Source organism: Flammeovirgaceae bacterium SG7u.111, from assembly GCA_034044135.1.
Taxonomy (GTDB): domain Bacteria; phylum Bacteroidota; class Bacteroidia; order Cytophagales; family Flammeovirgaceae.
The window spans coordinates 5,986,739-6,000,510 of sequence record CP139021.1 but is presented as its reverse complement, the minus strand read 5'-3'; the positions used below and the strand labels follow the sequence as shown (position 1 = coordinate 6,000,510).

The 13,772-nt window shown below is 37.1% G+C and carries 10 protein-coding genes; 3 read left to right on the top strand and 7 right to left on the bottom strand.

The window, feature by feature from the left end; genetic code table 11:
* Positions 1 to 3: 3 nt before the first annotated feature.
* Positions 4 to 579: a DUF1788 domain-containing protein gene (locus tag R9C00_23255; protein ID WPO34624.1), complete on the bottom strand. Its 576-nt coding sequence runs from the start codon at positions 577 to 579 to the stop codon at positions 4 to 6.
* Positions 579 to 1,175, bottom strand: a complete 597-nt coding sequence (locus R9C00_23250) for a DUF1819 family protein (GenBank protein ID WPO34623.1) — start codon at positions 1,173 to 1,175, stop codon at positions 579 to 581. Before R9C00_23250 ends, R9C00_23255 begins: the two co-directional genes overlap by 1 nt.
* 426 nt (positions 1,176 to 1,601) lie before the next feature.
* Between R9C00_23250 and R9C00_23245 the strand changes: the two genes are divergently transcribed.
* The 3 genes from R9C00_23245 (at position 1,602) to R9C00_23235 (ending at position 5,183) form a co-directional block, all read left to right on the top strand.
* Positions 1,602 to 3,437 carry an AAA family ATPase gene (locus R9C00_23245; protein WPO34622.1) on the top strand — a complete coding sequence of 612 codons (1,836 nt, stop codon included), beginning with the start codon at positions 1,602 to 1,604 and terminating at the stop codon, positions 3,435 to 3,437.
* Positions 3,438 to 3,469: 32 nt separating this feature from the next.
* On the top strand, positions 3,470 to 3,946 hold the full coding sequence (locus tag R9C00_23240; GenBank protein ID WPO34621.1) for a hypothetical protein: 477 nt from the start codon (positions 3,470 to 3,472) through the stop codon (positions 3,944 to 3,946).
* Positions 3,947 to 4,127: 181 nt separating this feature from the next.
* The gene (locus tag R9C00_23235; GenBank protein WPO34620.1) at positions 4,128 to 5,183 is read left to right on the top strand and encodes a hypothetical protein; all 1,056 of its coding nucleotides are present in this window, start codon (positions 4,128 to 4,130) and stop codon (positions 5,181 to 5,183) included.
* A 519-nt stretch (positions 5,184 to 5,702) separates the two neighbouring features.
* Here the strand turns inward: R9C00_23235 and R9C00_23230 are convergent.
* The 5 genes from R9C00_23230 to R9C00_23210 form a co-directional block, all read right to left on the bottom strand.
* A complete protein-coding gene (locus R9C00_23230; protein ID WPO34619.1) occupies positions 5,703 to 6,674 on the bottom strand; it encodes a glycerophosphodiester phosphodiesterase family protein in 972 nt (323 codons plus the stop codon).
* Between the two features lie 59 nt (positions 6,675 to 6,733).
* On the bottom strand, positions 6,734 to 8,140 hold the full coding sequence (locus R9C00_23225) for a RagB/SusD family nutrient uptake outer membrane protein (GenBank protein WPO34618.1): 1,407 nt from the start codon (positions 8,138 to 8,140) through the stop codon (positions 6,734 to 6,736).
* A 6-nt stretch (positions 8,141 to 8,146) separates the two neighbouring features.
* A complete protein-coding gene (locus R9C00_23220) occupies positions 8,147 to 11,599 on the bottom strand; it encodes a TonB-dependent receptor (GenBank protein WPO34617.1) in 3,453 nt (1,150 codons plus the stop codon).
* A gap of 195 nt (positions 11,600 to 11,794) precedes the next feature.
* Positions 11,795 to 12,832: a FecR domain-containing protein gene (locus tag R9C00_23215; GenBank protein WPO34616.1), complete on the bottom strand. Its 1,038-nt coding sequence runs from the start codon at positions 12,830 to 12,832 to the stop codon at positions 11,795 to 11,797.
* A gap of 86 nt (positions 12,833 to 12,918) precedes the next feature.
* Positions 12,919 to 13,515 (bottom strand): RNA polymerase sigma-70 factor, encoded by a 597-nt coding sequence (locus R9C00_23210; GenBank protein ID WPO34615.1) that lies wholly within the window; start codon positions 13,513 to 13,515, stop codon positions 12,919 to 12,921.
* Between the last annotated feature and the right edge of the window lie 257 nt (positions 13,516 to 13,772).

The window sequence follows — 13,772 nt, the reverse complement described above, 5'->3', positions numbered from 1 at the left end:
AGGTTATTTGATATTTTCGATATTAAATGCACGGTAGTAATTGTCATCTTTGAGTGCCCCAAATAGGTTGAGGGAATGCCCATCGTATTCTCCAGGGAAAAACGTGACAGTAGGAGCTTCTTTGGCAATATTCTGAAGGTTGTTCAGCACGTTGTGCGAACGTAGGTAAGGGTACACCAAACCTATTCCAGTTAAAAAATATACATCAGCCTCTGCCGCATCAATAAGCTCGCTTATTTTGGGCATTAGCACGCTATGTATGTTGAGGCTTGACTGCAAAGCCCTCAAAAACTTGTCTTTTGACTTTGCCCTCTCAACTCTAAACATTCTTTCAATCCCCCCTTTTTCTTCAAGTATTTGGCAGCAGATGTCAAACAAATTCAGTTCAAGCACGTGAATCCCATTTTCCTCCAGTTTGTTTACCAACCCTCTGATAGCCCTTGCCACTTCGTTTTCTTTTGTTGCATCATAAGCAGAGATAAAAAATGGGATTTCCCCGCCTAATGCCTCTTTGTTTAAAAAAGTCTTAGATGAAACTACTTGGAATAAATGCTCAAACTTATCTGCTATTTCTTTCATCAATCCGTTAATTTTTGAATGTCAATATCGCTCACAAAAAATAATTTTAGCCAATTTGGGTCGTCTTGGCAAATTGCATTGACCACCTCTGGCGCTAAAATTTGAGGTTGAATGGTTTTATCCCTATTGTTATCAATCAACCCTGACTCTTCTAATATCTGAAAAGTGACTTTTCTGATTTTGTAAATGGATGAATCACTTTTCTCTTCCAAGTTTGCGTGTACTTCACTTTTTCTCCTTATAAAGGAGGCGAACTCTCCAAAGGTCAGTTGGTAATCAAAGACCAACTGCTTTTCCCTTAGCACTTCAACTACAAAATCCCTCAGGAAAAAATGGCACTTACAAACAGAGAGCAAGGCAATTTGCTTTTGAGAAACCAAATCTCCATTGATCAGTAACTCTTTTTGCCTTTCAGTCAAAACATTCAGCCTTTTAGCTATTTCACTAAATGCTCTTTGCCCAGTTGTCTTTTTGCCATGCCCCAACTCGTTAGTATAGTCAATCTCTTCACCCTGTTCAATTTTATAGGCTATTTTACTCATTTCTTTTACTTTGAGAGAAAAACCTGTAAAAGAGAAGTTGTATTCAGTAGTCATAAGTTTTTCGGTTTGCTTTTTTTAATTCCATTACTACTATTTCTAGTAGCTCTCATTTAATAAGCTATCTAAAAAAGGAATTTTAAAGGTAAAACCTTTTTAAGGTCTTTGATAAACCGAGAAAGAGAGGTATAAAAAAATAATTGTGAGATAAAAACAAAAATACTCACCTGCCATTTCGAATGCTAAAACAACGTGTGAATATACATATTGTTTTGTGTCTTTTTGTAAAAATCTGAATTAGAAAAAATGGTGCGTAGCTTTTTGTTTATTTAGAAATAACAGATACTGAATTGGAAAGTAATAGTGGCTTTCATGGAGAGGCAGAAAAAGCATGTTAGCTTTCTAAATATTTAGATTTGAGATACTTAAATAAGTTTTGTGCGTTATCTACGAAAACTATTTTTTATCTAGCCATATAAAATTATGGAAAGTAGAATTTTCCCAAATTGGGGTGAGCTTAATGAACTAAACAATCCCCTCACTGAAGGTGAGAAAACCCTTCTTACTTATCTTGATAAATATCTTCCAGTAGATAGAAGGTGGACTAAAGACCAACCATTAACTGATTATGATGGCTGGCTGATTTTTGCACAACCATTTTTAAATGGTACTAGACCTGATATTATAATCTTCAATCCGTTTGTGGGAATTGTGATTTATGAGGTGAAGGATTGGAAAAACCTTGACAGCGTTAAGGATTATAATAGCCTTAGCCCTTTGAGGCAGGTAGAACACTACAAAGAAAAAATAATAGGTCAGCTTATTCCTCACATGGGTGAAGTCATTGACAGTAACCCTAAAAATTATGGTCTAATCAAGACTGCTCTTTATTTTCATAAAGTTAGCACCAAAGATGCTCAAGATGCCTTTGAAAAAAAAATAAAGGGTTTTGACTATTTTCCAGTGTTTGGTTTTGACTTTCTTCATGAAGAACGGTTGAACCAAATCGTTCCTGATGTACATATAACAAAAAGTAGGTTTTGGAATCGTTCTTGGAACAAAGACCTTTTTTATTGGCTTAAACCTCCTTTCCATTCAAAAGATGATGGAGTTTTTTTAAACCTCAGTAAAAACCAAAAAGTAATAGCTAGACCTAAAGAAGGCCATCATAGAGCTAGGGGTGTTGCAGGAAGTGGTAAGACACTTGCGTTAGCATGGAGAGCCGCACAATTAGCTTCTATGGGGAAAAATGTGCTGATAATATCTTATAACATCACCTTATGGCATTATATAAGAGATATGGTTATGAGAACCCCATTTGACTTTTATACAAACTATATCACTTACAATCACTTTCATGGGTTCTGTAAAGATGTCTTATATAGCCTTGGGGAAAAGTGGCCTAACTCTTCTAATGCAGAAGAGTCGGAAGAAGAGAAAAAGTATTTCTTTAAAACAGTTGTACCTGAGTATGTTAGAGCTGTTTTAATGAAGAGAGGAAGGCAAAGGTTAGTTAAATACGATGCAATATTAATAGATGAAGGCCAAGACTACCATTTAGATTGGTATCAGTTATTGAATGACCATTTTTTGACATCTAGAGATGAGTTATTGGTTGTACTCGACAAGAAGCAAAACATATACGAGAGGAAGTTAGATTGGCTTGACAAGAGATCAAATAGCAATTTCCTGAAAAAGTTTGAAGATAAGTATATAGACCTTTCTACTTCCTATAGAATGCCTTCCCAAGTTCAAAACTTGGCGGTTCGGTTTAGTGAAGATTTTGATATGGATCAAAGCTTACAGATGAGAAAAGTTGAGATGACCATGCAAGTAGGGTTTAATAATGTTGATTCCCCACATATTATATGGCTAAACATAATGGAGGGCGAATGGGAAGGGTATATAAAGAATGCTTTCTTAAGGTTAAAAAGAGAGTCGGAGCACCCCTCGGATATGGTGTTTCTGATTCCAAATAAGGAAATTGGAACTGACGCAGTTCGCTTATTTGGCGAAAATTATAATATAGAAGCTAACCATGTTTTTGATCGTAAGCATAAGAAATCATTTTGGATGGGTGATGGAAGGTTGAAGATTTCTACCATCCATAGTTTTAAGGGCTGGGAATTAAGAAATATTGTACTTCTTATACCTGAGGCGGGACATGAGAGTTTGAGGAAATTAGACTCAATGGTTTATACCGCTATTACAAGAACAAGACAGAATTTGATCGTCATAAATGCTAATCCTAGATATAAAGATTTTGGGGAGGGCTATCCTAAGCATTGGCATAAGCAAGATCAGTCACTGTTTGCTTAAAATGAAGTACCAATTAAATAACAATAAAAAAAATGACAAAAGAAGAATTCATAAAAGTAGTCGAAGAGAGTTTGGAGCTTAAGTATGACAAAGAAGAAAGCGGGCTCGTTTTTATAAACAATGCATATCAAAAAAAAACAAGTTGTATTGCCGATTTTGAGATCTTAAAAAAGCTTGGGCTAAATAGGACGGATGTAGATCGTAATAAAGTATCAAGGTGTATTGGGAGTGTAATGGGATATGGTAATATTAATTCATTATTACGGATTAGTGGTGATAAGATTGTGGATGGTAACGACTATAAGAAGTTTTTGAATTTAAAAGGAAATTCAAATTCAAGTTTAAAATCGCAATTACTTCTATTTTTAGAATCGTATAGAGATGATTTTGTTATTCCTCTTGCTGAACAATTATTTGATATATATAAAGACGATATTAAAACTAGACTTTCTGAAAACTTATCAGAAGAAGAGATCAATGCGATTCTAAAAGTTGGATTGAAAAAATAAGTGTTTGATCTGATATGCATATCGATTTATTAATTAGCAGTGTGCGTACACTGGTTTTTATATGTTTTCTATGTTTAACAATTCTATGAAACTAATCATTAAACATCTGATTTTTTGCATCATAATCTTGTTTTGCAATCAATTTATCTACGGCCAAGTGAACAACAAACGATTCAAGGTAATGGCCTTTAGCGAAGTGTTGTATTATTCCAAAGGAAAGCCCGTAGCTATAAACGATAAGCTGAGTAGACCCTTTGAAGGAGTGATAGTTCACGATACCAAGAGCAATACTTTATCTGTCGGTTATTATTACGGCGGGGCGGATTATTTACAAACAAAATTCAAAGTAGGCGAGTATTCTTCAGAGAATAGTTGGTCTTTAGTTTCTACGGATGGGGCAAATATTCAAGCAAAGGCTTCCTTTTCTTCAAAAGCTAATGTGTTCCAATTGGACAAAGGGCTGGGGAACAAAGAGTGGTACAGGATAGAGAGTGTCCGCTCTTTTACAGATGACCAGATCTGGTTAATTGGGGACTATTACGATAAGTACAAGGATGAACCAAGCCTGATGCAGTCTTATGGGTATGAAATGGAAGCAGCTACGCTCCTTGAAAGAGCGGAAAAGGAAAAGGCAAAAAAAGAATTTGCTGATAGTGGGGAGTCGGATGGAGAATGGAGTGGGGGTGGGGATTGGGGAGATAGTGAAGATTCATCTGAAGCAGAAGAAATCACGGTAAACCCATTGAATGGCGTTACATGGGGGTACGCTTTGAGTAATTCGAATCCATATATTTACCGTTTGGTATTTGCCGATTCGGTATTGGATGAAAACATGAAGTTGTTGCCAAGCCTAAAGCCTCATTCATTGTTTATTTTTGGAGAGAAGACAGCCACACTCAACTTTTACAATAAAGGAGAGTGGGAAACATACTATACTGAGGGCTCGCTAAACAGCTCTGGCTATATAGATGAAGAGGAGGATGATACGTTTGTAGATCATGTAAATAGACCCTTAGAATTAGAAACTGTTTCTAACGAAAGGCATGCTTGGATTCAAGTTGAAGATAAATCTAATGCAATTGTAACCGAGATGTCATGGAAGGAAGGAAATGGTTCTTTATATGTCCTAAACCCATCATCATTTAAGTTAGAATATAAGTACCAATACAGTGAGATTATTTTCTACACTCCATTAATGTTGAAGGCTTTGGGTAGGTACGATGTAGCATCGGATTAGAGGCGTATCAAAAGGTTTAGTCATTTGGGTCATACTTTGGTTTGGAGCGAATTTTCTTAGCTTATTTTGGGATAGAATTTGATATAGGGATGTGTTTTTAAATCAAAAAAGTCCATCACCTACCAGTTCACTCGGGTGTAATTCCCTGCAATCTCAATAGGCAATAAGGCTTTTTAAAAATGTAAAAAGCTAATACAAGATAAGTGTTATTTAAAACACACACCTATAATGATGTAAGCTCCACTACCATTTTCTGAAACTTCGTTTTTAGTCTAAAAAGTATCTGATATTACACCTTCCCCAGAAGCTCAAAGGAAGGTAAAAGCTTAAAGCAACATAAGTAGCTGACTATCTTTGATATACCTAAATTGGTTTGAATCCTGTCGGAGTCACAAATGACAAGTAAAAAAGCCCATTATTCTTACAATAATGGGCTTTTTTGATGCTATAAAAAGTGAATTTCTTCCTTTGGTTTTTCAGTGAAGTTTTCGAAGATTGTTTTCTCTATCAAAAGAAAGGTTAGTCGTGCAGCTCTTTTTCTCTTAAGTAATCAAGAAGTAGTTGAGGCCTATCTGTTTGGATCACATTTGCCCCTTTTTCAATTACCCATCCCCAATTATCATCAGGTTGTTCCAATGCCTTTTCGTCAGTATGTCCTGCGCACAATTCATCCCACAAGGTGTTGATCCAAACAGAGGTGTTGTTGTTGGTCATATATTCGATATTTTGCATTACGCTTGAGTCATATTGGTCATAGATAACTTCGAATGCTATAGGCTCATAGTTTTCAATATATCCTTTTGTATAATCGATGGGATGAAGAATTGAGTCGCGCTTGTAAATACTGTAATTCAGAGGCCAAACCATCGGCATATAAAGTACACTATCCATGTAGTTTCCATACTTTTTCTTCATCAATTCTATAGGCTCATTACCCTTAAAAATACCTTGCTTTACCGTATTGGTTTCCTTTAGCAAGGCATAGGTCTGGGGTAAATAATCCCAAGCTTTGTCAAGGTTGATTAATATAGGTTTGTCTTTAACAAATTCCATTAATTCTCTTAAGGTAGGGAGTTGGTGTGCAGTTCGCCCCCCAGCTCCATTTTTTAAGTAAAGAGTTTTGATCGAATCTAAAGGCCATTCATCTACTTTACCTTTCCCACTGGTGGTACGGTTAAGTGTTTTGTCATGGATAATTACCAGTTGGGAGTCAAGTGTCATTCTCACATCAATCTCAACTATATCAACGCCCATTTCAATGCAATTTTGAACTGCTTTTATAGAATTTTCAGGCGCATTTCTCCAGTCTCCCCGGTGAGAAACAACTAGTACACGATCCTTAGTAGGTTTTTTTAGCTGAGCAAGAATGGATTCTGCACTTTTCTGTTTCTTTGGGTGTGATTGCTCGCTGGTACTGTTATTAGCTGAGTCGTTTTTTAGTTGGCACGAAATCAGAATAACAGAAAAAATAATAGGTAGAAAGATTCTCATGATAGTTTTTCAGTTTAGAATGGAAGTGCCTTTTAAAGGCACTTCCAACAGGTTGTTGATTAATAGCCAGTATTTTGTTTGATAGCTGGATCAGTATCTATCTGAGACTGAGGAATGGGCATCAGCAAATCATCATCATTGATGCTGATATTTATCCCTTCATCAGCGAACCATTTGTTCATAACAGAAATAGCTTTTCCAGTTCTGAGCAGGTCAAACCAACGGTGTCCTTCTGACACTAATTCTAGTCTTCGTTCGAGTGCTATGGCATCTCTTACTTCAGTTTGTGAAGTTGAGGTTAGTTCAGCGACATTAGCTCTTTTTCTTACCAAATTAAGGTTTTTTATAGCTTCAGAAGTTTGGTTTACCTCATTTTGGGCTTCCGCCAGCATTAATAAAACATCTGCATAGCGAAGTACAATAACATTACTTCCTCCATCAGAAGGTGAGCCAGAAGGCTCTTTCAATTTTTTTGAGAATGGAATTCCCTCACTGGTCAATCCCATAAATGCTTGAAATCTTTTGTCGTTTTTATCATACAAATTATACAGGCTGATAGTAGGTAAGTTATGCCCTTTGGCCCCGCTCACCGTTCCAGAAGGCGAAGTTTGTTGAAACATGCTACTTCCTTCATCATTTCCGTTGAGCCCGCTGGCAAATTGTACATCAAAAATGATTTCGTCGTTGTTTTCATTTTCCAGTGCAAAAATATCAGCAGGTTCGTCTAGCAACTGATGAACACCAGAGGTTTTCAACTCGTTCAGTATGGCAATAGCATCATTATAGTTTTTAAGCGTAAGGTGTACTTTCCCTAATAAAGCCTGTGCCGCTGTTTTTCTTACCCTGCCTACCTCAGATTTGGTAAGTGGAAGGTTTTGAATTGCCGCTTTCAGGTCGGTTATCACCTGTGTATACACTTGTTCTACAGGCGTTCTTTCCTGACCAAAATAGTCGTTGGGGTTGGAAGTTTCTTCAGTTACCAATGGCACATCACCATATAACCTTACAAGGTTAAAATATAAAATAGCCCTTATAAACTGCATTTCTCCTAAGCGTGAGGCTTTTACGGTTTCATCTTCAAAGGAAACATCTCCTATTCTGTTTATTAACGTATTTGCCCGTTGAATCCCTTGGTAAGACTTCTGCCAGATATTGGTAATCAATGAGTTGGTGGTAATGGTGGTGAACTCATCTAGTTGTCCATAATTACCGCCATCGTTGGCTGGAACTTCATCAAAAGAGTTGTCAGATGGGATTTCTCCAATAATTGGGAGGTACAAGCCGTACAAGCTCCCTGCTTGCAATTTCGCATAAGTTCCGTTTACGGCTTCTTCTATTTCTGTTTCAGTTTTGAAGAAGTTACTTGCAGATTTATCTGTTATAGGGTCTTGATAGAGCTCGTCTTTACAGGAAAAAAGAAGAGTAGATACTAAAACTAGTAGAATATATAAAGTTGTTTTTTTCATGATATGCTATTTTAAAGTGATGTTGGTACCAATAATGAAGGATTGTGCTATAGGATAGTTATTTCTTGCATAGCCAGCCTGTAATATATCACTGGTTGTTGCATCCATATTGAACCCTCTGTAATCCGTGATTGTAAAGAGGTTATTTGCAGATAGGTACATACGCAGTTTTTGTAGGCCCAACCTGTTGATGAGGTTAGTTGGTAATGCATATCCGATCTGTATCGACCTAAGCCTTAAGTAATCACCATCCTGCATATAGATATCAGATGCTCTTGTGTTTTTTCTGGCAGAGGAGAAATTTCCCATGTTAGGCTGTGCAAAAAATCCGTTAGGGTTATTTTCTGGATGATAGCGGTTGTCAAAATAATACTTTGTTGGGACGCCAAACCCTTCTCCTGTTTCGGTGATCACCCCTTGGTCATAATTGTAGACTGTCCTACCAGAAATGCCATTCAGACTAAAACTAAAGTCAATGTTTTTGTACGAGAAGGAGCTACTAAACCCGTAGAAAAATTTAGGAGCATAAGTTCCCCTTGAGGTTTGGTCTAGCTCATCTATTATACCATCATTATTGATGTCTTTTACAATGTAATCTCCGGGAATACTGCCTGTTAGATGTGGTGATTGGGCAATTTCATCTTCAGTTTTATAAATGCCATCAATTTCATAAGAATAGATTTCTGATATTGGTCCACCTATTTTGGTAATCCAAGCCGCACCATTTCCACTTTTTTTAATTTCTTCTTGCCCATCTCCTAGAGCCAGTACTTCATTGGTATTGGAAGTAAAGTTTGCAGAGGCGTTCCATACTACAGGACCGAGATTAATTCCAGTGCTTGATAGCTCCAGTTCGATTCCTGAGTTTTTTACCTCTCCAATGTTTTGCAATGAATAACTATAACCTGATTGTTCGGGTACGGGTACTTCCAACAATAAGCCCTCGGTATTAATGGTATAATAGTTAGCTGAAAGAGAGAGCGTGTTGAAGAAACTCAAGTCGATGCCTAAGTTGATAGAAGCACTGGTTTCCCACGAAAGTGCAGAGTTTGGTGAAGTAGTAGCAGCAAACCCGGGAGCTAACTCCCCGCCATATGTATAATTATCCGATTTGACTAATGCTTTAGAATCGTAAGAACCTATCTGATTGTTTCCTGTTTTACCCCATGAAGCCCTTAATTTAGCATAGCTCAGGATGGCTGATTTAGGGAAAAAAGATTCGTTGGTAACGATCCATCCAGCCGAAACAGAGGGGAACTGCCCCCACTTTGAATCATCCCCAAATCTAGATGACCCATCTCTTCTAATGGCCGCAGATAGCTGATATTTGGATTTATAGAAATACTGGAATCTGCCAAACCAAGATACTTGAGTCCAAATATACCTAGAAGTAGAAAGTGAGTGTGCGCTTGCCCCTGCAACGTTGGTAATGTTGTCATCAGGAATATTAGTACCTGTTACTTTAGAAGATTGTCCCTGTTCTTTTTGGAAAGAATAACCTGCCAATGCATCTATTTCATGGTCACCAAAGGTATTGAAATAATTGGCGGTGTATTCGGTGAGGAAATTGACAATTCGTCCATTGGTTTCACTAGTGGAAGCCTGGTCTGGAGCAGGAGCTCTGTAATGACCAAGGAAAGATGGATCATAGTAATCATAAAACTTATTGCGGTAATCACCACCAAGCAATGCTTTGATTTCCAGACCTTTTATTGGCTTTATGGTTAAGAAAGTGTTGCCAAAAGTCCTGAACAGGTATTTTTCATCTTTTACCAAGTTAGCATAGGCTACAGGGTTTTCCTGCAAAGCCCCGTCTTCAGGGGTATTTGCCACTAATTGCTCACTTATATTCAGCGAACCATCTGGTTTATAAGGACTAAAAAATGGATAACTTGTATAACTAACGGCTACAGGGTCTGCATTCCAGTCACCAGAATTGGTGTCTTTTTGTTTGGAGTAAGAGGGGCTGAGGTTTATGTTGAAATCAATATAATCAGTGAGCTTGGTCTTCAATTTTAAAGTTGATGTGTATCTTTCTAGGTTAGTTCCAATAGCGATTCCATCTTGTTTGAAGTATCCACCGGAAACGTAATACTCAGAGTTTTTACTTTTTCCTGAGATAGAGGTGGTTATATTGGTCATCATTGCTTTGTCAAATATTTCGTCGAGCCAATCGGTATTAGTGAGACCCGGTTCGCCTGCCAGATAAGGATCAAGGTAATGCAACCTTAGTTGCCTTTTACTCGCCCCATTTGCTATTCTTGTAGCCCTGTCGTCTGCGATGCTTCTATTTGTAGGGTCTTTCGATACATAGCCATAATCTCGGGCCTCTGTAAAATATTGAGCTGCTTCATAGGCATCTACATATGATACTTTATCGGCTCTTTGCTGAAACCCAGTATAAGCATCGATAGAAATCACAGGTTTTTCAGAGTTACCTTTTTTAGTCGTAATAAGAATGACCCCGTTGCTGGCTCTTGATCCATAAATGGCAGCAGAAGCAGCGTCCTTCAAAACATCTATTTTTTCAATATCATTAGGATTGATAGAACTGAGCGTAGAGCCTTCGCTCAAAGGAACACCATCTACCACTACTAGTGGGTAGGTACCTGCGGTAAGCGTACCTATTCCTCTTATGATTACCTGAGCATCATAACCTGGCTGTCCGCCAGTTTCATTGACCAATACACCAGATAATTTCCCTGACAACTGTTGTTCAAAATTAGGAGAAGAATATTGTTGTAGTTCCTCCGATTTTGTGCTGGAAATAGCGCCGTTTACCTTAACTTTTGACTGAGAACCGTAACCAATAACCACAATTTCATCTAGTTCAGATGCTTGTAACTCCATCGCTACATCTATCTGCGTTTGATTGCCGATCTCGATTTCTTTTGTAGCATAACCTACAAATGAGAATAGAAGAACTTTTGCTGTCTCGGGCACGTCTAGCCTGTATTCACCATCTATACTCGTTACTGTGCCTATAGTAGTGCCGGCAATCAGTACGGTGACACCCGGTAGTGGGTCTCCTGTTTCCGCATCTTTTATTTTTCCGCTGATCACTCTATCGTCAACAATAATTATTTCCTCTATCTTTTGTTTGACAAATGCTTTTCGGACAATAATCTGATTGTTTACCCTTTTGAAATGGAGTTTATACTCATTGGCCAATGTCTCTAATAAAGACATCATGTCGTGTGACGACTCGATTTCTATTTTCTTTTTAAGTGGAATCCTTGATTTGATGTACGTAAACTTTAACCCTGTTTCTTTTTCAACATAACTAAATGTCTCTTCCAAGCTTATTTCTTTGCTTGATAAGGAAATGGATATCTCTTCCAATTTTTTATGTTGGGCTAGCGACTCGGCAAAGGTCAGTGTCAAGAAAAAACATTGCAAACATGTTCCGTAGATAAAAAACCGCATTGCGTTTTTGAACGTTTGTAAAATAAAATTCATAATTTTAAACTGTTTTAGCATATAGAGTTGTGTTAAGACAATAAAAGGTTACCCAGAGTAGCTGACACTGGCAGGTGTTTTTACTCTGTACCAAAAACAAATGAATACTAAGCTCCTTGGCAGAGGAGCTTTTTTTTTGAAAATGTTTTGTTTGTACTGTATTACTGCATAAATTTTTTGGGTTTGTTTAAATAGTTATTTACAACCATGGCCATGTAAAATATAATGTTTTTGATCTGTAGTATTGAATTCCCAATCTCCAGCAAATTGGAGGGATTCAAGTATAATACTCAAAGGCTTTGAGTCAAAGTCAGCCTTGATCTGGCAATTAAGTATAGATGGGTTTCTTACATTGAAATCGACCCCATAGTGCCTTTCAAGTATTGGCAATACATCGCCCAACCTTTCATTATCAAAGATTAAAATATCATCTTTCCACCCAATTGTTTTTACAAGGTCAAATGAGCTCAGTTTATATGTTTTTGACGAATTATCAAAAACCAGCTGGTCTCCGGGTTCTAAGGTGTAAAGGAGACTATCAGATTCATTCAATATTTTTATGCTTCCTTCCACAAGAGAGATAAAGGAGGAATCGGATTCAGGATAGCTACTTATATTGAATTGAGTTCCTACTACTTCCACTATAAGCCCTTTGAAGTTTACCCTGAAGGGGGCTTCTGGATTTTTTTCTACTTTAAAAAAAGCTTCGCCTTCCAAATCGAACTCTCTCAATTTATTTTGAAAAGGTTTTTTGAAGGTCAATTGACTTTCCGCATTCATGATAATCTCCGATTTGTCTGCAAGCTTAATCGTATTGCGCTGACCCGGTTCGGTGATTTTCTCTACAAGATCAAATGATGGACTATTTTGTTTTTCACTATTGAATTGCAATAACCCGTACAGTAACATGCCGAAAAGAGCGACAACCGCAGCTACCTTGGAAGCTAACCTATAAAGGTTTACCACTTTGGCCTCTTCCTTCTGGACTTTGGATAATCCGAAATTAGGTTCATGTTTTTTGATTTTATCAACTAACATATTTTGAGTCCTTCTATGAGAAAATTTTTCTTTATGGATGTGGTCCGAAAAATTGTCCCATCCTTTTTTGATGTAAATAAATAGCTCACGGTTTTTCTTTACCTGAAGCATCTCATCAAGCTCTTCGCTTTCTTTTGCTGATAGTTCTTTAGCCAATCGCTTAGTAACTAATGTAATAAATTTAGTCTCTTTCATACCTTTCTATTCTTATGACGCAATACGTATGCTCAATCTACCATCTGTTTTTGTTGCCAAATGGTTAACAAAAAAGCATTATTCCATTAAGGGAGCAGTATTGTGATGATGAGTTGAGCAAGTTCCCACTCCGATTTCAGTTTTGAGTATCTACTTGCAATTTGCTGAATGGCTTTCACCATTTGATTTTGGACTGTATTTGGTGAGATGGAGAGAATTTGTGCTATTTCTTTGTAAGGAAGTCCTTCGAATCTACTCAGTCTAAAAATAAGTTGACGTTGCTCAGGTAGGCTACTTATTATTTTTTCAATTTCGTGTTCGAGCTCTTGGTAGCTGATTTGATCTATTGTAGTATTAATTTGGGGCGTTTCTGAAGAGGTAAGCTCAGCTATGTCTTTTGAGCTTTCTTTTTCTTTTCTCAATAGGCTGAAAGCTTGGTTTCTGGTAGCTACAAAAAGATAAGGTTTGATGTTTATATCTTTCTCAAGAGTTTCCCTTTTTAACCAAATGTTCATAAAAACATCAGAAACGGCTTCTTCACACTGGAATTCATTTTTTAAGAATTTGTAGGAGAAATCGCAAAGTTTAAAAAAATACCTATCGAATAAAGCTTGAAAAGCTTTCTCCTCGCCTTCTTTAATACAGCAAATTAATTCCTCATCTTTTAGATTTCCCCAATTCATATCGTAGCAAAGGAATTGAAAAAAACGATCATCTGTAAATAAAAGCGATTAAGCTATTGTCAATAATTAGCCTCCAAATATTTATATTTTTAGTTTTTCGAGAGTAAAGAAAAATCACTAAGCACTTTAAGTTAAGCAGCTTCCATCAGCCATTGATACGGTGATATTCTATTGAAGAACCCTATCCTCTTAGCAATAAAGAATTTCCAGAAGCTCAAAAGAAACTTTTAAAAATTGAATCCATGCGCATCTAAGCT

Coding starts and splice junctions, on each gene's coding strand:
- R9C00_23245 (WPO34622.1), top strand. CDS start 1,602: ATGGAAAGTAGAATTTTCCCAAATTGGGGTGAGCTTAATGAACTAAAC.
- R9C00_23210 (WPO34615.1), bottom strand. CDS start 13,515: ATGAATTGGGGAAATCTAAAAGATGAGGAATTAATTTGCTGTATTAAA.
- R9C00_23225 (WPO34618.1), bottom strand. CDS start 8,140: ATGAAAAAAACAACTTTATATATTCTACTAGTTTTAGTATCTACTCTT.
- R9C00_23250 (WPO34623.1), bottom strand. CDS start 1,175: ATGACTACTGAATACAACTTCTCTTTTACAGGTTTTTCTCTCAAAGTA.
- R9C00_23230 (WPO34619.1), bottom strand. CDS start 6,674: ATGAGAATCTTTCTACCTATTATTTTTTCTGTTATTCTGATTTCGTGC.
- R9C00_23240 (WPO34621.1), top strand. CDS start 3,470: ATGACAAAAGAAGAATTCATAAAAGTAGTCGAAGAGAGTTTGGAGCTT.
- R9C00_23215 (WPO34616.1), bottom strand. CDS start 12,832: ATGAAAGAGACTAAATTTATTACATTAGTTACTAAGCGATTGGCTAAA.
- R9C00_23255 (WPO34624.1), bottom strand. CDS start 579: ATGAAAGAAATAGCAGATAAGTTTGAGCATTTATTCCAAGTAGTTTCA.
- R9C00_23235 (WPO34620.1), top strand. CDS start 4,128: ATGGCCTTTAGCGAAGTGTTGTATTATTCCAAAGGAAAGCCCGTAGCT.
- R9C00_23220 (WPO34617.1), bottom strand. CDS start 11,599: ATGAATTTTATTTTACAAACGTTCAAAAACGCAATGCGGTTTTTTATC.